Here is a 25,395-nt window from a genome sequence, read left to right on the forward strand (position 1 = left end):
CGACATGACTGCACCACGCGACAAACTCGGGCGTCCCGTCGTCGTCGTCACCGGCATGGGCATCATGACCTCGCTCGGTGCCGGCAAATCCGACAATTGGGCAAAGCTCGTCGCCGGCGAATCCGGCATCCGCACCATCACGCGTTTTCCGGTCGACGGCCTCAAGACCACGATGGCCGGCACGGTCGATTTCGTCAGCGCCGATCCGTTCTCCTCCACCGCCCTGTCCGAGCGGATGGCCGAGCTGGTGACGCAGGAAGCGCTGGAGCAGGCCGGCATCGGCGCCAAGGCCGATTTCCCGGGTCCGCTTTTCCTCGCGGTTGCACCGGTCGAGGTCGAATGGCCGCAGCGTCGCGAGCTCGGTCGCGCCGTCGGCCAGCAAGACATCAGCTACGACGATCTGCTCCGCATCTCCGGCGGCGGCAAGTTTAGCGCCTATCATCATCGCTTCATGTTCGGCTCGGTTGCCGCCCATCTCGCCGAGACCTTCGGCACCAAGGGCTCGCCGATCTCGCTGTCGACGGCCTGCGCCTCCGGAGCCACCTCGATCCAGCTCGGGGTCGAGGCGATCCGCCGCGGCGAGACGGATGCGGCGCTGTGCGTCGCGACCGACGGCACCGTCAACCCGGAAGCGCTGGTGCGCTTCTCGCTGCTGTCGGCGCTGTCGACCCAGAACGACCCGCCGCAGGCGGCCTCCCGTCCCTTCTCCAAGAACCGCGACGGTTTTGTCATGGCCGAAGGCGCCGGCGCGCTCGTGCTTGAAAGCTATGAAGCCGCCACCGCGCGCGGCGCAAAGATTCTCGGTGTGATCGCCGGTTGCGGCGAGCTCACGGATTCGTTCCATCGCACCCGCTCCTCGCCCGACGGCAAGCCGATCATCGGCTGCATGAACAAGACGCTGGCCGACGCCGGCATGACGCCGGACCAGATCGACCACATCAACGCGCACGGCACCGCGACGCCCGAGAACGACAAGATGGAGTTCAACACGACGTCGGCCGTGTTCGGCGAGCTCGCGCAGAAGATTCCGGTCACCTCCAACAAGTCGATGGTCGGCCACACCATCTCGGCCGCCGGCGCGGTGGAGGCGATCTTCTCGCTGCTCACGCTCGAGCATCAGCGCATTCCGCCGACGATCAACTACGACAATCCGGATCCCACGATCCTGTTCAACGTCGTCGGCAACAAGGCGCGCGATGCCCGTGTCACCGCGGTGATGTCGAACTCGTTCGGCTTCGGCGGCCAGAACGCTTCGCTGATCCTGACCCGCGAACCGGCCTGACCGGACGCATGAGGCTGCTTCCTGCGAGCACGAAGGCCCGCGCGCGGGAGGCTGCCAAGTCACTCGGCGGCAGCCTGATCGGCGCCGCGACGGTCGCGATGCTGCGCACCACGCGCTATTTCGATCCGGCCAAGACCTCGGACTTTTTCGCGCGTGCCGTGAAGCTGATCGGACCGCGCCTGCGCGAGCACCGCATCGGCCGCGCCAACCTCGCCGCCGCCTTCCCCGAGAAGTCACCGGAGGAGATCGAACGGATCCTGATGGGCGTCTGGGACAATCTCGGCCGCGTCGGCGCCGAGTTCGCCCATATCGACCAGGTCTGGAATTACGAGCGCGATGCCCCGGAGAAGAGTCGAATCGAGATTTCCCCGCGCAGCATCGAGCTGTTCGACCAGATCCGCGACGACGGCAAGCCGGCGCTGATCTTCGCCGCGCATCTTGCGAATTGGGAATTGCCGGCGCTCGCCGCGGTCGCGCATGGACTGGACACCGCAATCCTCTATCGGCGCCCGAACATCGCCTCGGCCGATCGCATCATCCAGGAGATGCGCCAGGTCAACATGGGCACGCTGATCCCGGCCGGCCGTGAGGCGCCGCTGCGGCTCGCGCAGGCGCTGAAGGACGGCAAGCACGTCGCCATGCTGATCGACCAGTATCTCACCGCTGGCGTCGAGGTCACGTTCTTCGGCCGCAAGACCCGCGCCAATCCGATGCTGGCGCGCCTCCTGCGCCAGGTCGAATGCCCGATCCACGGCGTGCGCATCATCCGCCTGCCCGACGGCCGCTTCCGCGGCGAGCTCACCGAAGAGATCCAGCCGGTGCGCGATGCCGACGGCAGGATCGACATCCAGGGCACGACGCAGGCGATCACCAGCGTGGTGGAAAGCTGGGTGCGCGAGCATCCCGAGCAGTGGCTCTGGCTGCATAGAAGGTGGCGGTAAATACTCCGTCATTGCGAGCGCAGCGAAGCAATCCAGAGTCGTTCCGCGGAAGCCAGTCTGGATTGCTTCGTCGCTTCGCTCCTCGCAATGACAAGCGCTACTACCGCCCCGTCTTCACCTTCGTCCACAGACGGTTGATGATCCGCTGGGTCGCCGGCTCGCGCGCCGTGATGACGAACAGTTTTGAAAGCGTCGCCTCGTCCGGATAGATGTTCTTGTCGCCCAGGATCTTGGGATCGACCAGCTTCTGGCTGGCAAGGTTGCCGTTGGCGTAGGACAGGAAGTCCGAATTCTTGGCGGCGACGTCGGGGCGGTAGAGATAGTTGATCAGCTCGTAGGCCTCTTTGACGTTCTTCGCATCCGCCGGGATCGCGAGATTGTCGAAGAACATCTGCGCGCCCTCCTTCGGAATTGTGTAGCCGATCTCGACGCCGCTCTTGGCCTCCGCCGCGCGGGCGCGGGCCTGCATGATGTCGCCGGACCAGCCGACCACGAAGCAGATCTCGCCGGTGGCGAGCGCGCTGAGATATTCGGACGAGTGAAACTTCCGCACCGACGGGCGAACCTTTGCGACGATTTCGGCGGCCTTCTCCAGGTCCGCCTGCTTGGTCGAGTTCGGATCGAGCCCGATATAGCTCAGCGCCGCCGGGAAGATGTCGTCGGCGGAGTCGAGCATGTGCACGCCGCAATCCTTGAACTTGGCGAGGTTCTCCGGCTTGAAGACGATGTCCCAGCTGTCGATCTTGGCGTCCGTCCCGAGGATCTGCTTCACCTTGGCGACGTTGTAGCCGATGCCCGTCGTGCCCCACATGTAGTTGGCGGCGTAGACGTTGCCGGGATCGTAGGTGGCGAGGCGCTGCGTCACCACGGGCCAGGCATTGGCCAGGTTCGGCAGCTTCGACTTGTCGAGCTTCTGGAAGATGTTCGCCTTGATCTGGCGCTGCAGGAAATAGGCGGTGGGCACCACGACGTCATAGCCGGACTTTCCGGCCATCAGGCGCGTCTCCAGCGTCTCGTTGGCGTCGAAGGTGTCGTAGACCACCTTGATGCCGGTCTCCTTGGTGAAGGCCTCCAGGACGTCAGGCGCCATGTAGTTGGACCAGTTGTAGAAGTTGACGACCCGCTCCTCGGCCCCGGCGGGAGCGGAGAGCAACGTCAGTGCCGCGGCGATCGCGAAACCAATCCCGGAGCGGCCGACGTTCGTCATCTCGATCTACCTCTTGCGTCCACGCACCGCGTCCGACAGCCGCTCCAGCGCGGTGTCCAGCGTCTCGTCCTTCTTGGCAAAGCAGAAGCGCACCACCGAGGTCACCGGGTCCTGCTCGTAGAACGCCGAGACTGGAATGGCGGCGACCTTGTAGTCCTTCACGATGCGCCAGCAGAACTCGGTGTCGCTTTCGTTGAGCCCGAGCGGCGACAGGTCGACGGTGAGGAAATAGGTACCTTGCGACTTCAGCACGGGGAAGCCAAGGCTCTCCAGGCCCTTGGTCAGGCGGTCCCTGCTCCGCGTCAAATCCTTGCGCATCGACAGGAAGTAATCGTCGGACTTGCCAAGGCCGTAGGCGACGGCGGCCTGCAGGTTCGGCGCGGTGGTGAAGGTCAGGAACTGGTGCACCTTGGCGGCGACGCGCAAGAGCGGTGGCGCGGCGCAGACGAAGCCGATCTTCCAGCCCGTCAGCGAGAAGATCTTGCCGGCCGAGCCGACCTTGATGGTGCGCTCGCGCATGCCGGGGATGGTGATCAGCGGGATGTGCTTGTGCTCGTCGAAGGTGACGTGCTCCCAGACCTCGTCGCAGATCGCGATGACGTCGAACTCCTGGCAGTAGCGTGCCAGCAGCTCGAGGTCCTCGCGCGGATAGACCACCGCCGAAGGATTCAAGGGATTGTTGAACAGCACCGCCTTGGTCTTTGAATTGAACACGCTTTTCAGCATGTCCTCATTCAGCCGCCAGTGCGGCGGCTCCAGCCGGACCAGGCGCGGAATGCCGCCGGCCTGGCGGATGATGGGCAGATAGGAATCGTAGACCGGCTGGAAGCAGACCACCTCGTCGCCGGGCTGGACCACCGCGAGGATCGCCGAGGTCAGCGCCTCGGTGCCGCCTGATGTGACCATCACCTCGCTCATCGGGTCGAGCTTGAGGCCATGCCAGTGGCCGTAATGGGTCGCGATCGCCTGGCGCAGCTCCGGCAGGCCCATCATCGACGGGTACTGGTTGTAGCCGTTCAGCGAGGCGTCGGCCGCGGCGCGGCGGATATCCTCGGGGCCGGGATCGTCAGGAAATCCCTGGCCGAGATTGATGGCATTGTTGTCGCGCGCGGCCTGCGACATCGCCTCGAAGATGGTGACGGGAAGGTCGGCGAAGACCTTGTTCAGCGAAGAGCTCTTGGTCGTCATTGCGCGGTTAGCCACCGACCTTGCTGGGAAGCCCCGCCGCCTTCCAGCCCAGCATGCCGCCGGCCAGATGCTTGTCGTAAGGCAGGCCCGCCGCCTGTGCCGCCAGCGAGGCCGTCACCGAACGCTTGCCTGAGCGGCAGGCGAACACGACCTCCTTGCCTTGGGGATCGGGGATCGCCTTGGGATCGAAGGTCGAGAGCGGAACCACGACGCCGTAAGGATAGGCCTCCGCCTCGACCTCGTTCGGCTCACGGACGTCGACCAGGAGATAGCGCCCTTCCGCGACACCCTTGGCGACCTCGTCCGGGGTCAGATCCTGCACTTGATTTGCCACATCATCCTCCAACGTCGCGGGCCGCGTGCCGGGGCGATCCCGGCCGGCGGCAACCTCGCCTCTCGGGAGACGAAAATCAAGCGCCACAAAGGCTTGAGCCGCGCAGCGCAAGTTAAAGCTAAATCGCAGCGACTTGAAGTCCGGCTTTCGGGGCTCACACTCGATGTCATCCCCCGCGAAGGCGGGGGATCCAGTACGCCGCGGCGGATGCGGCGAGAGCGAGCTCTTCAACGCCGGCCTCTGGAATACTGGATCGCCCGGTCAAGCCGGGCGATGACAGCGGTGGAATCAGATCGTCACCTGCGTTCCGACCTCGACCACGCGGCCGGAAGGGATCTGGAAATAGTCGGTGGCATCGTTGGCGGAGCGGCTGAGCGAGATGAACAGCCGGTCCTGCCAGCGCGGCATGCCGGAATGGGCGGCGGGCTTGAGCGCCCTGCGCGACAGGAAGAACGAGGTCGACATGATGTCGAACTGCCAGCCCAGCTTGCGGGCGATCGCGAGGGCCTTCGGCACGTTGGGCGATTCCATGAAGCCGAACTTCAGCGTCACCTTGGAGAATGTCGGTGAGATCTGCTCCAGCTTCACCCGCTCGGCCGGATCGATCCGCGGGGTCTGCGCGGTCTCGATGGTGAGAATGACATTCTTCTCGTGCAGCACCTTGTAGTGTTTCAGACTATGCATCAGCGCGGTCGGCGCGCTGAGCGGATCCGAGGTCAGGAACACCGCGGTACCAGGCACGCGCTGCGGCGGCCGCTTCTCCAGCATGGCCACGAGATCTGCGAGCGGGAACTCGAGCTTGCGCGATTTCTCGAACAAGAGCCGGCTGCCGCGCCGCCACGTGTACATCAGGATGATCATGACGGCACCGAGGGCCAGCGGCACCCAGCCGCCCTCGAACACCTTCAACAGGTTCGCGGTCAGGAAGGTCAGGTCGAGAAACAGGAACGGCGCAATCAGCGCGCCGGCGGCGAGCCCTGACCAGCGCCAGCCCTTCCAGACCACGACGAAGCCCATCATCGCCGTGACCACCATGGTCCCGGTGACGGAGATGCCGTAGGCGGACGCCAGCGCGCTGGACGAGCGGAACAGCAGCACCAGCAGCACCACCGCGACCAGCAGCAGCTGGTTGATGCGCGGAATGAAGATCTGGCCGGAATGGGCTTCCGACGTATGGCGAATTTCGAACCGCGGCAGCAGCCCTAGCTGGATCGCCTGGCGCGTCAGCGAATAGGCGCCGGTGATGACGGCCTGGCTCGCGATGACGGTCGCCATGGTCGCCAGCACGACCATGCAGCCGCGGAAGAAGCCTTGCGGGAACAGCTGGAAGAACGGGCTCACGATCGCGCCGGGATCGCCGAGCACCAGCGCACCCTGCCCCAGATAATTCAGCGCCAGCGAGGGCAGCACGATGAACAGCCAGGCGGTCTGGATCGGCCGCTTGCCGAAATGGCCGAGATCGGCATAGAGCGCCTCGGCGCCGGTCACGGCCAGGAACACCGCGCCCAGCGTCACGAAGCCGATGATGCCATGGTGCAGCATGAAGTTCACGGCGTAGAGCGGGTTCAGCGCGTACAGCACCTGCGGCTGCTGGATGATCGGATGGATCGCTGCGGCCGCGAGGACTGCGAACCAGACGCACATGATCGGGCCGAAAAAGGCGGCAACGCGCGCCGTGCCGCGAGACTGCACGGCAAACAGGCCGACCAGGATCACCACCGTCAGCGGAACGATGTAGGGCTCGAACCTCAGCGTGACGTCCTTCATGCCCTCGATCGCCGACAGCACCGAGAGCGCCGGCGTGATCACGGCATCGCCGTAGAACAAAGCTCCGGAAATGACGCCGAGCAGCACGATGGTCGTCCCGCCGGTTCCGACCGCGCGCTGAGCCAAGGCCATCAACGCCAGAGTACCGCCCTCGCCATTATTGTCGGCGCGGAGCAGGATCACGACGTATTTGAGCGTCACCACCACGATGAGGGCCCACAGGATCAGGGACACCACGCCGAGCACGGCTGCCGGCGTCGGCAACCCGTCCGCGCCCGAGGCGGCCATCACGGCCTCGCGGAACGCGTAGAGCGGGCTGGTGCCGATATCGCCGTAGACAACGCCGATGCTGCCGAGCGTCAGCGCGCCGAAACGGGCGGTGGTGTGGGCATCGCCATGCCCATTAGCCGCCACCGTTTCCGGGGCGGGAACTGCTATGTCGCTTGTCATGGGAGAGCCCAGTGGCCTCTAGAATGCTTCACTGCACAATGGCGGAAGAGCGCGCGGCTTATAGTCCTGCGCCACCGGCATAGCCTAGCCCGATTCTGGGCCATAGCCATGCAGATAAGCATGGCTGCGCCAGTTGCATTCTAGATGGTGACCTGAGTTCCGACTTCCACCACCCGGCCGGTGGGGATCTGGAAGTAGTCGGTGGCATCGTTGGCCGACCGACTCAGCGCGATGAACAGATGATCCTGCCAGAGCGGCATGCCCGACTGCGCCGAGGCCTTCAGCGATCGTCGCGACACGAAGAACGACGTCGACATGATGTCGAACTGCCAGCCCTGCTTGCGCGCGATCGCGAGCGCCTTGGGCACGTTCGGCTGCTCCATGAAGCCGAAGCGCAGGCGGACCTTGGAGAACTTGTCGCTGATCTTCTCCATCCTGAACCGCTCCGACAGATCGACCCGGGGCGTCTGCGCGGTCTCGATGGTCAGAATCACGTTGTGCTCGTGCAGCACCTTGTTGTGCTTGAGATTGTGCAGGAGCGCGGTCGGCACGAACGAGGGATCGCTGGTCAGGAACACCGCGGTACCCTTGACGATGTGCGGCGGCCGCTTCTCCAGGCTGCGGATCAGATCGTCCAGCGGCACCTCGATCCGTCGCGTCTTCTGCACCAGGATTGCGGAGCCCTTGCGCCAGGTCCAGATCGTCCCCGCCATGACGATGCCGAACAGCAGCGGCACCCAGGCGCCTTCGAGCAGCTTGAGCAGATTGGCGCTGAAGAAGCTCAAATCGACGACGACGAAGGGGATGATCACCGCCGCAGCCGCCGCCGCACGCCAGTTCCACAGCTTCCAGATCACGACGAAGCCCATGATGCCGTCGGCCACCATGGTGGTCGAAACCGCAATGCCGTAGGCCGAGGCCAGATTGCTGGGGGTGTGGAACAGCAGCACCAGCAGCATCACGCCGATCAGCAGCAGCCGGTTCACGCGCGGCAGATAGATTTGGCCGGCATGGGATTCGGAGGTGTAGCGCACCTCGAAACGCGGCAGGAGGCCGAGCTGCACGGCCTGATAGACCAGCGAATAGGCGCCGGTGATCACCGCCTGGCTCGCGATCACGGTGGCGGCCGTCGCGAGCCCGACCAGCGGCAGCACCAGCTTGTCGGGCACCATGCGATAGAAGGAATGCTGGATCGCGCTGGGATCGGACAGCACCAGCGCACCCTGCCCGAAATAGTTGATCAGGAGCGCGGGCAGCACGAAGAACATCCAGGCCGACTGGATCGGCTTGCGGCCGAAATGGCCGAGATCGGCGTAGAGCGCCTCGCCCCCCGTCACCGCCAGGAACACGGCACCGAGAGTCACGAGGCCGATCGTGCCGTGCGACAGCACGAACTGCACCGCGTAATAGGGATTGATGGCCGCCAGCACCGAGGGGTCGTCGGCGATGTGGACCGCCCCCATGACCGCGATGACGGTGAACCAGATCACCATCACCGGCCCGAAGGCCGAGGCGACCAGCGCGGTCCCCTTGCTCTGGACCGCAAACAGCAGCACCAGAATGAGGACGGTGACCGGCACGACATAGTGCTCGAGCGCGGGGGTTGCGAGCTTCAGACCTTCCACCGCCGAGAGCACCGAGATCGCCGGCGTGATCATGGAATCGCCGATGAACATCGAGGCGCCGATCACGCCGAGCGCAAGCAGAACCCAGCTTCGCCGCCCGAGCGCGCGCTGGCCGAGTGCCATCAGCGACAGCGTGCCGCCCTCCCCGTTATTGTCGGCGCGCAGCAGCAAGAGCACGTATTTGGCGGTGACGACGATCAGAAGCGCCCACAGAATCAACGACAGGACGCCCAGTACGATGACGCGCGAGACCGGCTCGCCATGGGCCGCGGCCTTGACCGCCTCGTGGAATGCGTAGAGCGGCGAAGTGCCGATATCGCCGAAGACGACGCCGATGCTCCCGAGCGTAAGGGACCAAAAGCCCGACTTGACCGGCCCTTCATGGGTCTCAGTCGATGTGATGCTCGCCGTCATGAGGATGGAAAACGCTTCGTCCCTGATTTTGATCCGGCGCCTTTTGACGCTTCCGCCGCGCCTGTCAATCGCCCATCACCTTAGCAGGCGCAGGGACAGAAGCTGTGACGCGGCTGCAACGTTCATCGCCAGCGCGACGACATGCCTCAGGTAAGATGGTAGCGCAAGGGGGTTACGGCTTCAGATTCGGCGGCAGCGGCGGATCTTCGCGCATCAGGGTGATGGTCACCCGCCGGTTCGCGGCGAGCGAGGGATCGTCCGGAAACAGCGGCTGGGTATCGGCCTTGCCAGAGACGGCGAAGATGTGCGAGGCCGGCAAGCCCTCGCGTTCGAGGATCTGACGCACCGCATTGGCACGGTCGGCCGACAGATCGAAGGCGCCGTAGTCGCTGCGGGTCGGCACGAACCCCGCCGCGGTGTGGCCGGCGATGGAGACGCGGAGCGGCGTCGCCTTGAGCGGGACCGCGAGCTTCTCGATCAGGCGGCGGGTGCGGTCGTAGGGCACCTTGGAGCCGTCGGCGAACATCGAGCGGCCGTCCTGGTCGACGATCTCCAGGTTGAGGCCCTGCTTGGTCTCCTCGAACATGATGTGCTTGGACATCTCGGTCAGCTCCGGCATGTCCTGCAGCGCCTGGCGCAGCGAGGCTGCCGCGAGCGCGAAATTGCGATCAACCTTGATCTTCGCGCCGGACGTCTTGTCGCGGTCTTCCTGGTCCGGCGTCGGCGTATTGGAGGCGTCCTCGGGCTGGATGTGATCGACGTTCTTCAGCCGCGGACGGGTCGGCAGGCCGTCGGACTCGACGATACCGGCGTAGCGCGCCTCGCTCTGCACGCCGAAAGCGTCGCGCATCGAGCCGGCGACGATCTTCAGCTTGTTGGCGTCCTGCGTCGAGAACGCGACGAGCATCACGAAGAAGCTCATCATCAGGCCCATCAGATCGGCGAAGGTCACGAACCAGCCGTGACCGCCTCCATGCGCATCGCCGCGTTTCTTCTTGGCCATGTCTCAAATCCCGGCGGGCGGCTTACGCCGGCACCGGCTCGCCATCGGCGTGACGATGCTTCTCCGGCAGATAGGCCAGCAGCATTTCGCGCACGAGCGTCGGGCTCTTGGAGTCGCGGATCATCAGGATGCCGTCGATGATCAGAGTGCGGTTGGTCTCCTCGTCCAGCAGCTTGCCGTGCAGCTTGTCGGCGATCGGCAGGCAGAACAGGTTCGCGACCAGCGCGCCGTAAAGGGTGGCGAGCAGCGCGGTCGCCATGAACGGGCCGAGCTTGGAAGGATCGGTCATGTTGGCGAACATCTGCACCATGCCGATCAAGGTGCCGATCATGCCGAACGCCGGAGCGCAATCGCCGATGGCGCGGTAGATCTTGCTGCCCTCGTCGAGGTGCATGAGGAAATTGTCGCGGTCGCGCTCGAGATTGTCGCGGATGAAGTCGAGGTCGTAGCCGTCGGCGACGTAGCGGATGCCCTTGGCGAGGAAGGGCTCGTCGGTCTCGACCTTTTCCAGTCCGACCGGGCCCTGCTTGCGGGCGATCTCGGCGATGCGGGCGAGCTCGTCGACGAGGTCGTGCGCCGACAGCCGGCTCATGGTGAAGGCGAACTTGGCGCCGAGCGGAAGGCCGTGCAGGAGCGCCGAAAGCGGAAACCGGATCATGGTGGCGGAGATCGAGCCGCCGAAAATGATGATCATCGCATGTTCGGAGATGAACATGTGAAGATCGCCGCCCATGAAGATCATCGCCACGATGACGATGGTGCCCGCAATGAGCCCGACGCTCGTCATGATATCCATGGGAAACTCCGACGCGTACGCAACAACGGCCGTCCTGGCCGCTGGCGCGGCCCAACCCCGAACCGCATCGGAAACCCTAGAGCGCCGCCCTTAAAGCCGCGTAAAGGTTAAGTCTGGACCGCGTGCCGCCCACCGCCGCAATTGCCGTCCAGCGATAGGAATTTCAACACTTCGCTAACCATAAGCAGCCGCGCCACGACGTCACATCGGCTGCGGCCCTCCGCCACATCGTGGCCGGGGATCAGCTGGTGTTTGCTGGCGTTGCGACATGGCCGATCGTGGAGCCATCGCAATGTTGACGCTGTTCAGTCTTCTCACGGCGCTGCCCGCGGCGCTGGCGTTCCACCTGCTCGAGCCGGAGCTCGTGCTTCCGGCGTTCAGCGTGCTGCTCTTCGTCGAGGCCGCCTTCGCCGTGATCGCAGCACGGTTGATGCACAGCCCCGACAGCGCAGATGACCTAACACTGTGGGATTTTGCCGGCGGCTTCACCCTGATCGGATGCGCCGCCGCCGTGCTCGGCGAGCCTGATCAGGCCGCCTTGTTTCTGACCGAGCAAGGCGATCTACGGCCGGAATCGCGGCCGTAGATCGCCCCGTCGGCCGTCAGTGGATCTCCGCCGAGCGCCTCAGCGCCGCCTTCAGCTTCTCGAGCGAGAAATCCGGACTGCGGGCGATTTCCAGGATCGGCGTCTCGCGGCGGCCGCAGAGCTCGGCGGCCTCCGGCAGCTTTGCGGCAACGTCGAGCGGGATCACGATGGCGCCATGGCGGTCGGCGTGGATGAGATCGTCCGACTTCACGGTCATGCCGGCGACGCGCACCTCGCCGCCGAAGCTTTCCGCGTGCACCCAGGCGTGCGACGGGCCGATCGAGCCGGCCAGCGCCTGGAAGCCGGGCGCCCATTGCGGGATGTCGCGGATCGAGCCGTCGGTGATCACGCCGAGGCAGCCGAGCGCCTTGTGGACGTTGCTCTGCACCTCGCCCCAGAACGCGCCATAGCCGACATCGGGTCCGTCGATGTCCTGGATCACCGAGATGCGCGGGCCATGGCCGGTGCCGACATATTCGTAATATTCGATGCGGCGCCTGGACTGCTCCTCGGCCGGAAGCGATGATTTCAGCACCGAGCGGATCGCCACCGTGCGGGCATAGCCGACGATCGGCGGCAGGTCGGGGAACGGGCAGACCAGTTGCTTGGTGGTGTAGCCGATCAGCCGCCGCTCGGGCGCCACGATCTCCATGGCATTGCAGATCGTCGGCGTGTCGTAGCGGCCCAGCGCTTCGAGGACGGAAGCGGGCAGCAGCCCGGTCGCGGAATTGGTCACGGCGTTCTCTCCCAGATTGGCGGCGGTTGATTGCGCGATGCCGCCGGCACAAGGGGCGATATAGCCGAGATCGGGCCTCGACCCAACTCAGGCAGGCCTCATGGCAGATATCCGCATGCGGCCGTTAGAGCATGATCCGGAAAAGTGTGTAGCGGTTTTCCGAAAAGATCATGCTCAAACAACAACCTAAAGCGCGAGGAATCCCATCGCGCTTTAGTGCAGCCGCCCGGGCCGGTCGTCCTGGGGCGGCTCCGACAAATTCGCCAGCGTCGGTGCCGACGGCGGCGACGGGACCTCGCCTCCCGCCGGCGCGGTGGCTTCCACCGCGCGCGCCTGGTCGCGATAGGATTTGTAGCCGAGCGGCAGCGCGAGAAGGTACAGCACCGTGCCGGTCGACAGCACGTGCCAGGGATAGGCGATCAGGAGCGCGATGAAGACGATCACGGCGACGAAGGCCGGCAGCACCAGCTCCGGCGGCACGCGCATGCGCTTGGTCTTGCCGGAGAACACCGGCAGGCGCGACACCATCAGGAACGCGATCAGAAGCGTGTAGGCCGCGGTTACCGCCGCAGGCGTGCGGCCGAGATCGAGGAACGCGACATAGATCGGCAGCAGCACGGTGATCGCGCCGGCGGGCGCAGGCACGCCGGTGAAGAAATTGGCGGCGAAGGCCGGCTTGTTCGGATCGTCCATGGTGGCGTTGAAGCGGGCGAGCCGCAGGCCGCCGGAGATCGCGAACACCATGGCGGCGATCCAGCCGGCATTGCCGAGCTCGTGCAGCTGCCAGAAATACAGCATCAGGCCGGGCGCCACGCCGAAATTGACGAAGTCGGCGAGGCTGTCGAGCTCGGCGCCGAACTTGGACTGCCCCTTGATCATGCGCGCGATGCGGCCGTCGATGCCGTCGAGCGCGGCCGCGAACACGATGGCGTAGACGGCGAGCGACATCCGCCCTTCGATCGACAGGCGGATCGAGGTCAGGCCGGCGCAGATCGCCAGCAGCGTGATGACGTTGGGCACCAGCATCCGCACCGGAATGGGGCGGAACCGCCGGCGGCGGACGTCGGGATCCCTAGAGTCGTAAGGCGTCATGGCTCGTCCTTATCTCGAGGCGAGATATAGCAAGCCGCGCCGCCCTCCGCCATTGCGGCGGAAGGCCTGCAAGCACCGACTATTGGTTAATTGGCGCGGAACGCGCGGCCCGGGTCGTCGCCGGCAAGGTCGGCCAGGATCGTCTCTCCGGCGATCGCGGTCTGCCCTTCCGAGACCAGCGCCTTGGTGCCCACGGGCAGGTAGACATCGAGGCGGGAGCCGAAGCGGATCAGGCCGAAGCGCTCGCCGGCGCCGATCGCCTGCCCCTCCCTGACGAAGCAGACGATGCGCTTGGCGACGAGGCCGGCGATCTGGACCACGCCGATCCGCGACGTCGGGGTCGTGATCACCAGCGAGTTGCGCTCGTTGTCCTCGCTCGCCTTGTCGAGCTCGGCGTTGATGAAGAGGCCGGGCCGATAGGCGATGCGGTCCACCCTGCCCGCCACCGGCGCCCGGTTCACATGGCAATTGAACACGCTCATGAAGATCGAGACGCGCGGCAGCGGCCGGTCGCCGAGCCCGAGCTCGGCCGGGGGCAGTGCCATGGTGATCATCGAGACGCGCCCGTCGGCCGGCGACACCACGAGACCTTCGCGCACCGGCGTCACACGGACGGGATCGCGGAAGAACAGCGCGCACCACACGGTCAGGACCGTGCCGATCCAGCCCAGCGGCGACCACAGCCAGAACAGGATCAGGCTCGCCACCGCAAAGCCGCCGATGAAGGGATAGCCCTCCTTGTGGATCGGCGGGATCTGACGCTGGATCGAATCGAGAATGGACATCGCTATCTGCCGTTCGGGGTTGATGGCACGGGTCGTTGCGCGGGCTTGTTTAGGCCAGCCTGTTTAGGCCAGACTTGGGACCGGAGACAAGGTCACTCCGCCGCCGCGGGCGTCGTCAGGATGTCGTCGACCGGCGGCGGCTCCCGGTTGGGCGCGGCATTGGTGTCGGCCATCTTGGCCAGTTTCTCGCGGGCCGCCTCCGCCTCGCGCTGCCTGTTCCACATGCTGGCATAGAGCCCGCCCTGCGCGAGCAGGCTCGCGTGAGTGCCGCGCTCGGCGATGCGGCCCTGGTCCAGCACGATGATTTCGTCGGCGCCGACGATGGTGGAAAGCCGATGCGCGATCACCAGCGAGGTGCGGTTCTTGGCCACGCGGTCAAGCGCCCCCTGGATCTCGTGCTCGGTGTGGGTGTCGAGCGCCGAGGTCGCCTCGTCCAGCACCAGGATCGGCGGCGCCTTGAGCACCGTGCGCGCGATCGCCACGCGCTGTTTCTCGCCGCCCGACAATTTCAGGCCGCGCTCGCCGACCTGGGTCTCGTAGCCCTTCGGCGCCATGCGGATGAAGTGGTCGATCTGCGCCAGCCGTGCGGCCTCCTCGACTTCAGCATTGCTGGCGTCCCAGCGGCCATAGCGGATGTTGTAGCGGATGGTGTCGTTGAACAGCACGGTATCCTGCGGCACCATGCCGATCGATGCGCGCAAGCTGGCCTGCGTGACCTCGCGGATGTCCTGGCCGTCGATCAGGATCCGGCCGCCGGAAATGTCATAGAGGCGAAACAGCAGCCGCGAGATGGTCGACTTGCCGGCGCCGGAGGGGCCGACGATGGCAACGGTCTTGCCGGCCGGCACCTCGAAGCTGATGCCCTTCAGGATCGGGCGCGCCGGCTCATAGGCAAAGTGCACCTCCTCGAAGCGCACCGTGCCGGCGGAGACGACCAGCGGCTTCGCGCCAGGCGCATCCTTGATCTCGGCCTCGCGGCCCAGCACGCCGAACATCTTCTCGATGTCGATGATCGCCTGCTTGATCTCGCGATAGACCATGCCCATGAAGTTCAGCGGCTGGTAGAGCTGGATCATCATGGCATTGACCAGCACGAAATCGCCGACCGTGTTGGTGCCGTTGCGCACCCCGATCGCGCACATCAGCATGGTTGCGGTCAGGCCCAGCGTGAAGATCACGGCTTGTCCGGTATTGAGCACGGCGAGAGACGTATAGGTGCGGACGCTCGCCTCCTCGTAGCGCTCGACCGATTTGTCGTAGCGCTGCGCCTCGCGCGCTTCGGCGCCGAAATACTTCACCGTCTCGTAGTTGAGCAGCGAGTCGATCGCCTTGGTGTTCGCCTCGGTGTCGGAATCGTTCATCTTGCGGCGGATGCCGATCCGCCACTCGGTCGCGATATAGGTGTAGTACATGTAGAGCGTGACCGTGATCAGGGTCGCGACCACGTAACGCCAGTCGAATTGCCAGAGCAGCACCGCCAGCAGCAGCGAGACCTCGACGATGGTCGGGATCAGCTGCAGGATCACCATGCGCACGATGACCTCGATGCCCTCGCGGCCGCGCTCGAGCACGCGCGTCAAGCCGCCGGTCTTGCGCTCGAGGTGGAAGCGCAGCGACAGCTCGTGCATGTGGATGAAGGTGAGGGTCGCGAGCTTGCGCACCGCATGCATGGCGACGCGGGCGAAGATGCCGTCGCGCCATTGCGTCAGCACCGCCATCAGGATGCGCATCACCCCGTAGCTCGCGGTCAGCAGCAAAGGCGAGGCGATCACCCAGAGATGCCAATTGTCGGCCGCGACCGGCGCGGTGTTGGCGCCCGTCAGCGCATCCGTCGCCCATTTGAAGCTGAACGGCACCGCGAGCGTGATCAGCTTGGCGGCGAGCAGCAGCACCAGCGACCAGACCACCCGCATCTTCAGGTCGAAGCGGTCCCCCGGCCAGATATAGGGCCACAGATGCGCGAGCGTGCCCATCAGCGTGGCCCCGGCCTGCGGTCCTGCCGCGGGAGGATCAGGAACGTCGGCGCCGTCGAGCGATTGAGGTTGGTCCATCAAGAAACCTGAAAGCCCGCCGGATGCGGGCCCAACTGCGATTAACGATTTTCGCCCGTCATATAGAGCCTTCCCGATGCCCGCGCACCCCGCCAGATGGCGAATCCTGGATTGCTTGTCGCGATTTACCGGTAAATTCCCGGAAGCTCCGAATCACCGTTTGGGCTTGACGCCACTTCGCTGCAATGCATCATGGCACCAATGAGCACGATCAAAACCGTCTGTGTCTATTGCGGCTCCGGCCCTGGAACAAATCCCAACTTCATCGAAGCGGCGAAGGCGCTAGGCAGAGCGCTAGCGGAAAGCAAGATCCGCCTCGTCTATGGCGGCGGCTCGCTCGGCCTGATGGGGGCGGTCGCAACCTCCGTGCTCGATCACGGCGGCATGGTCACCGGCATCATCCCTGATTTCCTGCGGATGCGCGAGAACGCCCTGACGCGCGTGCAGGAGATGGTCGTCACGCCCGACATGCACGAGCGCAAGCGGCTGATGTTCGAGCGCTCCGACGCCTTCGTGGCGTTGCCCGGCGGGCTCGGCACCCTGGAGGAGCTGGTGGAGCAGCTGACCTGGCAGCAACTCGGCCGTCACGCCAAGCCCGTGCTGCTCGCCAACATCGATAATTTCTGGGAGCCGCTGTTCTCGCTGGTGTACCACATGCGCCAGACCGAGTTCATCCGCGCCGGCCTCTCGGTCGACATCCTCAAGGCGGACAAGGTCGAGGAGATCATCCCGCGGCTGCGCTCTGCAGCTGCGCAGATTCCCGACAGCCAGCGCGATCTCGCGCCGGAAGTGGCGCGTAAGTTGTAACGCCTACTCTGCCGGGAACGTCACCGCCTCAATCCGGTTGCCGTCGGGATCGGTGACGAAGGCGGCGTAATAGCGCACGCGATCGTGCGGGCGGATGCCCGGCGTGCCATCGGAAGCCCCGCCAGCGGACAGCGCCGCTGCGTGAAACGCATCGACCTCGGCCGTGGTTTTCGCCCGCAGGCAGATATGCACGCCGCTCTCCGGCGCGACAGGCGGCATGCCCTCGCGCAGATTGATCCAGAACTCCGGATAGGCCTTGCCGAACCCGACCGTCCGCGGCCGCGTGACGAGGCGCGTGAGGCCGAGGGCGGCGAGCGTTGCCTCGTAGAATTTCGCGGCGCGATCGAGATCGCTGACGCCGACGGAGATGTGATCGATCATGCGCCGTGCTCCCTCCCCTCGTCATTGCGAGCGAAGCGAAGCAATCCAGAGTCTTTCCGCCGAGGCAGTCTGGATTGCTTCGCTTCTCTCGCAATGACGGCGTTTGTGGCGCCGCTGTCCCCTACATCATCATCCTAAGCCGGCGCCCCCGACTTCACCAGCTTGTAGATCACCGAATCCATCAACGCCTGGAACGAGGCATCGATGATGTTCGGGGACACGCCGACCGTGGTCCAGCGATCGCCGTTCTCGTCCTCGCTCTCGATCAGCACGCGCGTGACCGCGCCGGTGCCGCCATTGAGGATACGGACGCGATAGTCGATCAGCGTCAGGCCCTCGATGAATTTCTGGTACTTGCCGAGGTCCTTGCGCAGCGCGACGTCGAGCGCGTTGACGGGACCGTTGCCTTCGGCGGCCGAGATCAGATGCTCGCCGGCGACGTCGACCTTGACCACCGCGAGCGCCACCGTGACGCGCTCGCCGAGCGCGTTGTAGCGCTGCTCGACGTTGACGTCGAACTGCTCGACCTCGAAATAATGCGGCACCTTGCCGAGCGTGCGGCGCGCCAGGAGCTCGAACGAGGCGTTGGCGGATTCATAGGCATAGCCGGCCGCCTCGCGCTCTTTCAGTTCTTCGACGAGACGCGTCAGCTTCGGATCGCTCTTTTCATAAGAGATACCGGCGCGGTCGAGCTCGGCGATGACATTGGAGCGCCCGGCCTGATCGGACACCAGCACCTTGCGGTGGTTGCCGACCAGCTCCGGCAAGACGTGCTCGTAGGTCTGCGGATCCTTCAGCACGGCGGAGGCATGGATGCCGGTCTTGGTGACGAAGGCGCTCTCGCCGACATAAGCCGCATGCCGGTTCGGCACACGGTTGAGCATGTCGTCGAGCGTGCGCGACACCTTGACCAGCGTTGCCAGCTTCTCCGTGGTGACGCCGATCTCGAAAGCCTCGGCAAACCCCGCTTTCAGCTTCAGCGTCGGGATCAGCGAGCAGAGATTGGCGTTGCCGCAGCGCTCGCCGAGGCCGTTCAGCGTACCCTGGATCTGCCGCGCCCCGGCACGCACGGCGGCGAGCGAATTGGCCACCGCCTGCTCGGTGTCGTTATGGGCGTGGATGCCGACGTGATCGCCGGGGATGTGCCTGGTCACGTCTCTGACGATGGCCTCGACCTCATCGGGCATGGTGCCGCCATTGGTGTCGCACAGCACCACCCAGCGCGCGCCGGCCTCATAGGCGGCCTTGGCGCAGGCAAGCGCGAAGGCCGCGTCTTCCTTGTAGCCGTCGAAGAAATGCTCGCAATCGAGCATCACCTCGCGGCCGGCCGCCTTCGCCGCCGCGACGCTGTCGCGGATCGAGGCGAGGTTCTCTTCCTTCGTGGTCTCCAACGCGACGCGCACCTGATAGGCCGACGACTTCGCCACGAAGCAGATTGCGTCCGCCTTGGCTTCCAAAAGGCCCGCGACGCCCGGATCGTTCGAGACCGAGCGGCCTGCCCGGCGCGTCATGCCGAAAGCGGTGAAGCGCGCATGATTGAGCTTGGGCTTGGTCGCGAAGAATTCGCTGTCGAGCGGGTTGGCGCCGGGATAGCCGCCCTCGACATAATCGATGCCGAGATCGTCGAGCATCGCCGCGATGACCTGCTTGTCGGCCAGCGTGAAGTCGACGCCGTTGGTCTGCGCCCCATCGCGCAGCGTGGTGTCGAACAGATAGAGACGCTCCTTGCTCATTGCCCCGCTCCGAGCGTCTTTTTCATGGTGGTGTTGGCGAGCCACTCGTCATTCACAGTGACGCTGTTGCGCTGCTGGGCAGTGTAGCCGCGCTTGGCGAAGAAGCCCTCCGCGGTATCGCTGGCATCGACCGAGAGACTCTTGGCGCCGCGGCCGCCGGCGAGCTTCTCCAGCGCGTCGACCAGCATGGTCGCGATGCCCTGCCCGGCAACGGCCGGATGCACATAGAGCATGCGGATATGATCGTTGCCGCGCAGTGAGGCGAAGCCGACGGGCGAGCCTTCCAGCGTCGCGATCAGCGTCAGGTCGGACGCGAGCCGCTTGCCGAACTCCTCGTCCTCGGCCGCCGCCATCCAGGCTTCCTGCTGTGCCTCGCTATAGTCGTCGCCGGTCAATTCCTCGATGCTGGCGGCGAAGATCGCGGCGAGGATCGGCACATCCGCCGGGAGGAAAGGCCTCAATGCGGGCTTTGGCAAAGTCTGTCCCATCGTCCTCACCACATCCCATAGAGCTTGAGCGCGATCGCCACCGCGCCGGCGAGCAGCGCGATCTTCAGCGCGATGTAATAGAGCCAGTGCCGCGGAAATGGCGTGTCGGGCCGCTTCATCGCGCGATCTCCCAGGTCGTGCCTTCCTTGGAGTCCTTGATCGCAACGCCCATCGCAGCGAGCAGATCGCGGATGCGGTCGGACTCCTTGAAATCTTTCCGGCTACGGGCGGCTGTCCGCTCCGCGAGCAGGCGCTCGACCTCCTTGGCATCGACCCCGCTCGCCTGCTGCTTGCGCCCTTCCCACTGCGCTGCGCTCTCGGACAGGAATCCGAGCAGCCGCAACGAGCCCGCAAGACCGGCGATATCGTTGCCGCGCAGGCCGTGCAGCGCCGCAATCGCCTGCGGCGTGTTGAGGTCATCGAGCAGCGGTTCGACGACGGGCGCAGCCGGCTCGCCGGGCGCGACATCGGCCGCGACGCGATACCAGTCGTCGAGCGTCTTGGCGCTCTCCTCCAGCGACTTCATGGTCCAGTCGATCGGCGAGTGGTAGTGCGTCTTGAGCATGTTGAGGCGCAGCACCTCACCCGGCCAATCCCCAAGCAGCTCATGGATCGTGATGAAGTTGCCGAGGCTCTTCGACATCTTCTCGCTCTCGACCTGCAGGAAGCCGTTGTGCATCCAATAATTCGCCATGCGCTCGCGGTGGAACGCGCAGCAGGTCTGCGCAACCTCGTTCTCGTGGTGCGGAAACACCAGATCGATGCCGCCGCCATGGATGTCGAAGTGTTCGCCGAGATGCTTCCAGGCCATCGCCGAGCACTCGATGTGCCAGCCCGGACGCCCCTCCGCCTTGATGCCGGATGGCGACGGCCAGGACGGCTCGCCCGGCTTGGACGGCTTCCACAGCACGAAGTCGGTCGCATCCCGCTTGTAGGGCGCAACATCGACCCGCGCGCCCGCGATCATCTCGTCGAGCGAGCGCTTCGACAGCGCGCCATAGCGCGGCAGCGCGGAATTGGCCGCGTTCATCGCCTGCGGCGAGAACAGCACGTGGTCCTCGGCGACATAGGCAAAGCCGCCGGCGACCAGCCGCTCGGTGATCTCGCGCATCTCGCCGATATGCTCGGTCGCGCGCGGCTCGACGCTCGGCCGCAGTGCGCCCAGCGCGTCGACGTCGGCGTGAAACTGCTTGCCGGTCTGCTCGGTGACCTTGCGGATCGCCTCGTTCAGCGGCAGGCCGGGAAAATCGCGCGCGGCGCGGTCGTTGATCTTGTCGTCGACGTCGGTGATGTTGCGGACATATTTGACATGCGCCTCGCCATAGAGGTGGCGCAGCAGGCGAAACAGCACGTCGAACACGATCACCGGCCGGGCATTGCCGATATGGGCGAAGTCGTAGACCGTCGGTCCGCAGACATACATGCGGACGTTGTTCGGATCGAGCGGCACGAAGGTGCGCTTTTCCCGGCTCAGCGTATCGTAAAGACGCAATTCCATGACAACCCATCCCTCTCGGCCGGGCGTCCAAGGCTCTCAATGTGTTTGAGAAAAGACGGCTCCAGCCAGCGAATCGCTAGCTCGTAATCTCGCGGCAAATGGCGCAAATGGCGAGGAGACCGTTCATGCGGCCACATATGGGCCACCACGGGCCCCGGCGTCAAGGGCCGCGAAAATGCCGTTTTTGTCTCCGCAAAGGGCGCGGCCGGCCTTAAGGGTTCACGATCCCCTAACCATTTGAGCCCATTCTGGAACCCGCGGTTCCCCGATTTTTTGCCCCGGTATTTTCATGCGATCCCTGCTCGCGCTCATTTTTGGCGCCTCGCTCCTTGCCGCACCTCAGGCGTGCGCCGAGAGCCGCGTCTTCATCATCGCCGACCAGTGCCTGGCCAAGAGCGACACCAAGGACGACACATGCGGCGCCTCCGCCGCGCGGACCTATTGCCAGTCACGAGATTTTGCGAAGGCATCAAGCTATCGCCGGGTCGACCCCGACGAAATTACCGGCTCCGTCCCCAAAACGGGCACAAACTGCTCCCATGGCCATTGCGACGAATATGTCGCAATCACCTGCCAGCGCTGAATTCGCTCGGAGCTGGCGGACCTTAGGACCAGTCATCGGCCCCCGAAACGACGTGACGATGCCGCAGGAAGCGGCTATTGGGAGGGCGCGCTTCGGCCCCCAACTCACTTGGACGATCACGCTGGGCCGTGACCTCGCTAGAATGGCGGATATGCCTGAATTCCTCTCTCTCTTCCGTGCCCGCTCCCTCCTTGCCTGCACCGTGCTCCTCGGCACCGTCGTGCTCGCCAATGGCGCATTCGCGCAGGCCGGCCCGCTGCCCCAGCCGGGCCAGAACGGGCTCGGACCCAATCCGATGTGCGTGCGCCTGGAAGCCCAGCTCGCCGCCCTCGATCGCGGCGGCGGAGGTGATGCCGCGCGCGAGGAGCAGATCCGCCGCTATCAGGATTCCCAGGCCAAGCAGCAGGCCGAGCTCGACCGCGTCACCATGCAGGCCAAGCGCATGGGCTGCGATTCCTCCGGCTTCTTCTCGCTGTTCGGTGGCCAGCAGGCGCAGTGCGGCCCCGTCAACACCCAGATCCAGCAGATGCGCGCCAATCTGGACCAGATCACCGGCAGTCTCGAGCGGCTGCGCGGCGGTAGCGGCGCCAGCCCGGAGCGCGACAGCCAGCGCCGCTCGGTGCTGATGGCGCTGGCCCAGAACAATTGCGGGCCGCAATATGCCAACGCCGCGCAATCGCAAGGCGGCGGCAATTTCCTGAGCAATCTGTTCGGCGGCAACAACCCGAACAATCCGCAAGCCATGCCGCCCTCCGATCTCGGCCCGCAGTCCGGCACCTTCCGCACCGTCTGCGTGCGCACCTGCGACGGCGCCTATTTCCCGATCTCCTTTGCCACCGTGCCGGCGCGCTTCGGCGACGACGAGAAGACCTGCAAGGCGCTGTGTCCGGCCGCGGAAGCCGTGCTCTACACCCATCGCAATCCCGGCGAGGACATGAACGCGGCGGTCTCGATCGGCGGCCAGCCCTACACGGCGCTGCCGACCGCATTCAAATTCCGCAGCGAGTTCAACCCGTCCTGCTCCTGCAAGGCGGCAGGCCAGACCTGGGCGGATGCGCTGAAATCCGCCGACGACAAGACCAGCGTCGAGCAGCAGGGCGACATCATCGTCACCGAGGAAAGTGCCAGGAAGATGCAGCAGCAGCGGCTCAACAAGGGCGCGCCGCAGCCTGCCAATGCCAAGAAGGGCACGGCGCCCCCTCCGACGACGGCCACGGCACCGGCGGCACCGCCGGCGGACGCCGGCACGCCCGCGGCGGGTTCAGAGAACAAGCCGATCCGCTCGGTCGGCCCGACCTTCCTGCCGCAGCAGCAGAAGTAGGCCGTCACTTCTGTCATGCTCCGCGCAGGCGTCCCAGCGCAGCCGTTCCGCTGTTAAGGCTCGCCCTCGCGGCTCCACGGGAAGAGATTGGCCGGAAAGTCTGCTGCGTAGCGCCTGCCCTTCGGCGGCGGCAGCGGTGCGTCCGGTGGGTTCGGATTGGGCTCGACCACCCGCCGATAGAGGTGCCAGGTGGCATGACCGAGCACCGGCAGAACGACGGCGAGACCGACGAAGAGCGGCAGCGAGCCGATCACGAGCAGCGCCGCCACGATGAGACCCCATCCGGCCATCGCAACCGGATTCGCCGCGACCGCTCGGAGCGACGTGCGGATCGCGTCGATCGCAGTCGCATGGCGGTCGAGCATCAACGGAAATGACACGACGCTGACGCACAATGCCACAACCGCAAACAGGAAGCCGACACCGCAACCGACGATGATGAGCGACCAGCCTTCCGGTGTCGTCAGCACGCGCGTTGCGAAGTCGGGAATGCTTGCGGCCGCAGCGTGGCCGAAGATCGCGACATAGATTGCGTTCGCGACACCGATCCAGGCCCCGAACAGCACCAGCAGGAGCACGCCGAGTTCTATCATGGCGCCGAACGACGGTGCGCGCAGCACCTTGATCGCATCCCATGCTTCGACCTCCTCGCCGCGCTCGCGACGACGGCTGAGTTCGTAGAGACCGATCGCGGCAAAAGGACCGATCAAGGCAAAGCCGGCGGCCAGCGGAAACAGGAGCGGCAGCACCGAATAGCCCAGCACCATCCTGAACAGGACGAGACCGAGAACGGGATAAATCAGGCACACGACGATCGCGTGACTCGGCATCGCCTGGAAATCCTCCCAGCCCAGGCGCAGGGCCTCGGTCAAGTCGGACAAGCTGATCTTGCGAATGGGATAGGAGGCCGCTTCGCCGAATGCGTGCCGCCTGATGTCGTGGGAGTACAGAGTGGCCATGTACGGTCCCTCCCGTGCTGAAAATCGCGGTTTCGACAACACGCGCTCTTCAGCCACGCGTGTCCGCCTGACGAGCAGGAAACGCGAGGGGTCGGGTACGGCAACCCAGGTTCAGCAACCGAGCCTGGCCGGACGGAACCCGTCGCGACCTGCCTGGCAAGCTTAGCGCGCGCGGAGCACGGCTGCACTCACGGTTGGGTGAATTGCGCACCAGCACGGATTTGTGCGTTGCATCACCCAAACCCAAGCCTGCGCACTTGATGCTCTTGGTTGGTTTGCCAGCACGGCAATCACACCAATTCGGGCACCCACATTGCTCTATTGACGCCGGATTGGGCTGGTATCATTTTAGACGCAGACGCCCTTAGAGTTGATGGTCGCGAGCGTTCTCTTGATTTCGCGATCAGTGGAATGGGCGAGGCAAGAGGCCGGCGATGGCATATGCCGAGAAAGGCCAGCCATCGCGACAGACATGAGCTCCGCCCTGGATTCGTATCCGTAGCCTTCGATGGCAAGGATGGATCAGGATGGCTGTCGCACTGATACTGCTTCTGGTCGCGATCGGCTCGGTGCTGTTTCACATCTACAGCCCGTGGTGGTGGACGCCGATCGCCACGAACTGGGCCTATATCGACCACACCATCAACATCACGTTCTGGATCACGGGCTTTGTTTTCGTCGCCGTGATCGCCTTCATGGCTTACTGCGTCTTCCGCTTTCACCACAAAGAGGGAAGACGGGCGGACTACAATCCGGAAAACAAAAGGCTCGAATGGTGGCTGAGCGTCGGGACCGGCGTTGGCGTCGCGGCCATGCTGGCGCCTGGCCTCGTGGTCTGGCACCAGTTCGTGACGGTGCCTGCGGATGCCACCGAGATCGAGGTCATGGGCCAGCAATGGCAGTGGAGCTTCCGCCTTCCGGGCAAGGATGGGAAGTTGGGCACATCGGATGTCCGCAACATCGCTTCCGACAATCCGATGGGCCTCAATCGTGACGACCGGCACGCGCAGGACGATGTCGTGATCGAGAACGGCGACCTGCACCTTCAAGTCGGAAAGCCGGTCAAGGTTCTCCTCCGCTCGGTTGATGTCCTGCACGATTTCTACGTGCCCGAATTCCGGGCCAAGATGGACATGGTTCCAGGCATGGTGACCTATTTCTGGATAACGCCGATCCGCACCGGAACGTTCGATGTTCTCTGTGCGGAGCTTTGTGGCGCTGCTCATTATCAGATGCGGGCCAAGGTCATCGTCGACGAAGAGGGTGAATATCACGCTTGGCTGGAGCAACAAAAAACGTTCGCAGAGTTATCGCCGGCGCAAGCCGTCATGAAGGCGACGTACCAATCCGGCGGCAAGTAGCAAGCTG

General features: G+C 64.9%; 23 protein-coding genes. 7 read left to right on the plus strand and 16 right to left on the minus strand.

The window, feature by feature from the left end:
- Positions 1-4 precede the first annotated feature (4 nt).
- Positions 5-1,282: a beta-ketoacyl-ACP synthase gene (locus XI05_RS16560; RefSeq protein WP_271503437.1), complete on the plus strand. Its 1,278-nt coding sequence runs from the start codon at positions 5-7 to the stop codon at positions 1,280-1,282.
- 8 nt (positions 1,283-1,290) lie between these two features.
- Positions 1,291-2,223 (plus strand): lipid A biosynthesis lauroyl acyltransferase, encoded by a 933-nt coding sequence (locus tag XI05_RS16565; protein ID WP_212257370.1) that lies wholly within the window; start codon positions 1,291-1,293, stop codon positions 2,221-2,223.
- Positions 2,224-2,323: 100 nt separating this feature from the next.
- Here the strand turns inward: XI05_RS16565 and XI05_RS16570 are convergent, their stop codons facing one another.
- The 7 genes from XI05_RS16570 to XI05_RS16600 all read right to left on the minus strand — a co-directional run bounded on the left by XI05_RS16570 (position 2,324) and on the right by XI05_RS16600 (position 11,007).
- A complete protein-coding gene (locus tag XI05_RS16570; RefSeq protein WP_271503440.1) occupies positions 2,324-3,430 on the minus strand; it encodes a polyamine ABC transporter substrate-binding protein in 1,107 nt (368 codons plus the stop codon).
- 6 nt (positions 3,431-3,436) lie between these two features.
- Positions 3,437-4,618: an aminotransferase gene (locus tag XI05_RS16575; RefSeq protein ID WP_271503443.1), complete on the minus strand. Its 1,182-nt coding sequence runs from the start codon at positions 4,616-4,618 to the stop codon at positions 3,437-3,439.
- 7 nt (positions 4,619-4,625) lie between these two features.
- A complete protein-coding gene (locus XI05_RS16580) occupies positions 4,626-4,952 on the minus strand; it encodes a rhodanese-like domain-containing protein (RefSeq protein ID WP_197946948.1) in 327 nt (108 codons plus the stop codon).
- A gap of 288 nt (positions 4,953-5,240) precedes the next feature.
- Entirely contained in the window at positions 5,241-7,169 is a 1,929-nt protein-coding gene (locus XI05_RS16585; RefSeq protein WP_271503446.1) for a potassium transporter Kup, read from the minus strand.
- 140 nt (positions 7,170-7,309) lie between these two features.
- Positions 7,310-9,208, minus strand: a complete 1,899-nt coding sequence (locus XI05_RS16590) for a potassium transporter Kup (protein ID WP_271503450.1) — start codon at positions 9,206-9,208, stop codon at positions 7,310-7,312.
- Positions 9,209-9,380: 172 nt separating this feature from the next.
- On the minus strand, positions 9,381-10,211 hold the full coding sequence (locus XI05_RS16595; protein WP_271503453.1) for an OmpA/MotB family protein: 831 nt from the start codon (positions 10,209-10,211) through the stop codon (positions 9,381-9,383).
- 22 nt (positions 10,212-10,233) lie between these two features.
- Complete coding sequence (locus XI05_RS16600) at positions 10,234-11,007, minus strand: motility protein A (RefSeq protein WP_172788099.1); 774 nt, start codon at positions 11,005-11,007, stop codon at positions 10,234-10,236.
- 292 nt (positions 11,008-11,299) lie between these two features.
- Between XI05_RS16600 and XI05_RS16605 the strand changes: the two genes are divergently transcribed.
- Positions 11,300-11,593 carry a hypothetical protein gene (locus tag XI05_RS16605; protein WP_271503456.1) on the plus strand — a complete coding sequence of 98 codons (294 nt, stop codon included), beginning with the start codon at positions 11,300-11,302 and terminating at the stop codon, positions 11,591-11,593.
- A 16-nt stretch (positions 11,594-11,609) separates the two neighbouring features.
- Here the strand turns inward: XI05_RS16605 and XI05_RS16610 are convergent, their stop codons facing one another.
- The 4 genes from XI05_RS16610 to XI05_RS16625 form a co-directional block, all read right to left on the minus strand.
- The gene (locus tag XI05_RS16610; protein WP_271503459.1) at positions 11,610-12,329 is read right to left on the minus strand and encodes an RraA family protein; all 720 of its coding nucleotides are present in this window, start codon (positions 12,327-12,329) and stop codon (positions 11,610-11,612) included.
- A gap of 213 nt (positions 12,330-12,542) precedes the next feature.
- Positions 12,543-13,421 carry a CDP-alcohol phosphatidyltransferase family protein gene (locus XI05_RS16615; protein ID WP_271503462.1) on the minus strand — a complete coding sequence of 293 codons (879 nt, stop codon included), beginning with the start codon at positions 13,419-13,421 and terminating at the stop codon, positions 12,543-12,545.
- A gap of 86 nt (positions 13,422-13,507) precedes the next feature.
- A complete protein-coding gene (locus XI05_RS16620; RefSeq protein ID WP_257187591.1) occupies positions 13,508-14,230 on the minus strand; it encodes a phosphatidylserine decarboxylase in 723 nt (240 codons plus the stop codon).
- 68 nt (positions 14,231-14,298) lie between these two features.
- Positions 14,299-16,257, minus strand: a complete 1,959-nt coding sequence (locus XI05_RS16625) for an ABCB family ABC transporter ATP-binding protein/permease (protein WP_271503465.1) — start codon at positions 16,255-16,257, stop codon at positions 14,299-14,301.
- 201 nt (positions 16,258-16,458) lie between these two features.
- On the opposite strand from XI05_RS16625, the gene XI05_RS16630 reads away from it, so the two are divergent.
- Positions 16,459-17,064, plus strand: coding sequence for a TIGR00730 family Rossman fold protein (locus XI05_RS16630; RefSeq protein ID WP_271503468.1), 606 nt, complete (start codon positions 16,459-16,461; stop codon positions 17,062-17,064).
- A 3-nt stretch (positions 17,065-17,067) separates the two neighbouring features.
- Here the strand turns inward: XI05_RS16630 and XI05_RS16635 are convergent, their stop codons facing one another.
- The 4 genes from XI05_RS16635 to cysS all read right to left on the minus strand — a co-directional run bounded on the left by XI05_RS16635 (position 17,068) and on the right by cysS (position 21,164).
- A complete protein-coding gene (locus tag XI05_RS16635) occupies positions 17,068-17,445 on the minus strand; it encodes a VOC family protein (RefSeq protein ID WP_271503471.1) in 378 nt (125 codons plus the stop codon).
- A 134-nt stretch (positions 17,446-17,579) separates the two neighbouring features.
- Positions 17,580-19,178, minus strand: a complete 1,599-nt coding sequence (gene cimA / locus XI05_RS16640) for a citramalate synthase (protein ID WP_172788091.1) — start codon at positions 19,176-19,178, stop codon at positions 17,580-17,582.
- Positions 19,175-19,666 carry a GNAT family N-acetyltransferase gene (locus XI05_RS16645; RefSeq protein WP_212257360.1) on the minus strand — a complete coding sequence of 164 codons (492 nt, stop codon included), beginning with the start codon at positions 19,664-19,666 and terminating at the stop codon, positions 19,175-19,177. Before XI05_RS16645 ends, cimA begins: the two co-directional genes overlap by 4 nt.
- A gap of 115 nt (positions 19,667-19,781) precedes the next feature.
- Positions 19,782-21,164 carry a cysteine--tRNA ligase gene (cysS, locus tag XI05_RS16650; protein WP_271503474.1) on the minus strand — a complete coding sequence of 461 codons (1,383 nt, stop codon included), beginning with the start codon at positions 21,162-21,164 and terminating at the stop codon, positions 19,782-19,784.
- 289 nt (positions 21,165-21,453) lie between these two features.
- Here cysS and XI05_RS16655 point away from each other — a divergent pair, with 289 nt between their 5' ends.
- Together XI05_RS16655 and XI05_RS16660 are read left to right on the plus strand one after the other, a co-directional pair.
- Positions 21,454-21,747 (plus strand): hypothetical protein, encoded by a 294-nt coding sequence (locus XI05_RS16655; RefSeq protein WP_271503476.1) that lies wholly within the window; start codon positions 21,454-21,456, stop codon positions 21,745-21,747.
- A 142-nt stretch (positions 21,748-21,889) separates the two neighbouring features.
- Positions 21,890-23,068, plus strand: coding sequence for a DUF2865 domain-containing protein (locus tag XI05_RS16660; protein WP_271503480.1), 1,179 nt, complete (start codon positions 21,890-21,892; stop codon positions 23,066-23,068).
- 53 nt (positions 23,069-23,121) lie between these two features.
- Here XI05_RS16660 and XI05_RS16665 read toward each other — a convergent pair whose 3' ends face one another.
- The gene (locus XI05_RS16665; protein WP_271503484.1) at positions 23,122-24,027 is read right to left on the minus strand and encodes a DUF2189 domain-containing protein; all 906 of its coding nucleotides are present in this window, start codon (positions 24,025-24,027) and stop codon (positions 23,122-23,124) included.
- Positions 24,028-24,554: 527 nt separating this feature from the next.
- Here XI05_RS16665 and XI05_RS16670 point away from each other — a divergent pair.
- Positions 24,555-25,388: a cytochrome c oxidase subunit II gene (locus XI05_RS16670; protein ID WP_271503486.1), complete on the plus strand. Its 834-nt coding sequence runs from the start codon at positions 24,555-24,557 to the stop codon at positions 25,386-25,388.
- Positions 25,389-25,395: the final 7 nt, after the last annotated feature.

Origin of the sequence: Bradyrhizobium sp. CCBAU 11357 (genome assembly GCF_028128865.1) — a bacterium.
GTDB lineage: Bacteria > Pseudomonadota > Alphaproteobacteria > Rhizobiales > Xanthobacteraceae > Bradyrhizobium.

Excerpts from the sequence above, each read along its gene's own strand:
- XI05_RS16645 (WP_212257360.1), bottom strand. The coding sequence starts at position 19,666 with ATGGGACAGACTTTGCCAAAGCCCGCATTGAGGCCTTTCCTCCCGGCG.
- XI05_RS16605 (WP_271503456.1), top strand. The coding sequence starts at position 11,300 with ATGTTGACGCTGTTCAGTCTTCTCACGGCGCTGCCCGCGGCGCTGGCG.
- XI05_RS16655 (WP_271503476.1), top strand. The coding sequence starts at position 21,454 with ATGCGATCCCTGCTCGCGCTCATTTTTGGCGCCTCGCTCCTTGCCGCA.
- cimA (WP_172788091.1), bottom strand. The coding sequence starts at position 19,178 with ATGAGCAAGGAGCGTCTCTATCTGTTCGACACCACGCTGCGCGATGGG.
- XI05_RS16600 (WP_172788099.1), bottom strand. The coding sequence starts at position 11,007 with ATGGATATCATGACGAGCGTCGGGCTCATTGCGGGCACCATCGTCATC.
- XI05_RS16660 (WP_271503480.1), top strand. The coding sequence starts at position 21,890 with ATGGCGGATATGCCTGAATTCCTCTCTCTCTTCCGTGCCCGCTCCCTC.
- XI05_RS16665 (WP_271503484.1), bottom strand. The coding sequence starts at position 24,027 with ATGGCCACTCTGTACTCCCACGACATCAGGCGGCACGCATTCGGCGAA.
- XI05_RS16570 (WP_271503440.1), bottom strand. The coding sequence starts at position 3,430 with ATGACGAACGTCGGCCGCTCCGGGATTGGTTTCGCGATCGCCGCGGCA.
- XI05_RS16595 (WP_271503453.1), bottom strand. The coding sequence starts at position 10,211 with ATGGCCAAGAAGAAACGCGGCGATGCGCATGGAGGCGGTCACGGCTGG.
- cysS (WP_271503474.1), bottom strand. The coding sequence starts at position 21,164 with ATGGAATTGCGTCTTTACGATACGCTGAGCCGGGAAAAGCGCACCTTC.
- XI05_RS16590 (WP_271503450.1), bottom strand. The coding sequence starts at position 9,208 with ATGACGGCGAGCATCACATCGACTGAGACCCATGAAGGGCCGGTCAAG.
- XI05_RS16630 (WP_271503468.1), top strand. The coding sequence starts at position 16,459 with ATGAGCACGATCAAAACCGTCTGTGTCTATTGCGGCTCCGGCCCTGGA.
- XI05_RS16565 (WP_212257370.1), top strand. The coding sequence starts at position 1,291 with ATGAGGCTGCTTCCTGCGAGCACGAAGGCCCGCGCGCGGGAGGCTGCC.
- XI05_RS16560 (WP_271503437.1), top strand. The coding sequence starts at position 5 with ATGACTGCACCACGCGACAAACTCGGGCGTCCCGTCGTCGTCGTCACC.
- XI05_RS16625 (WP_271503465.1), bottom strand. The coding sequence starts at position 16,257 with ATGGACCAACCTCAATCGCTCGACGGCGCCGACGTTCCTGATCCTCCC.
- XI05_RS16615 (WP_271503462.1), bottom strand. The coding sequence starts at position 13,421 with ATGACGCCTTACGACTCTAGGGATCCCGACGTCCGCCGCCGGCGGTTC.
- XI05_RS16670 (WP_271503486.1), top strand. The coding sequence starts at position 24,555 with ATGGCTGTCGCACTGATACTGCTTCTGGTCGCGATCGGCTCGGTGCTG.
- XI05_RS16585 (WP_271503446.1), bottom strand. The coding sequence starts at position 7,169 with ATGACAAGCGACATAGCAGTTCCCGCCCCGGAAACGGTGGCGGCTAAT.
- XI05_RS16635 (WP_271503471.1), bottom strand. The coding sequence starts at position 17,445 with ATGATCGATCACATCTCCGTCGGCGTCAGCGATCTCGATCGCGCCGCG.
- XI05_RS16575 (WP_271503443.1), bottom strand. The coding sequence starts at position 4,618 with ATGACGACCAAGAGCTCTTCGCTGAACAAGGTCTTCGCCGACCTTCCC.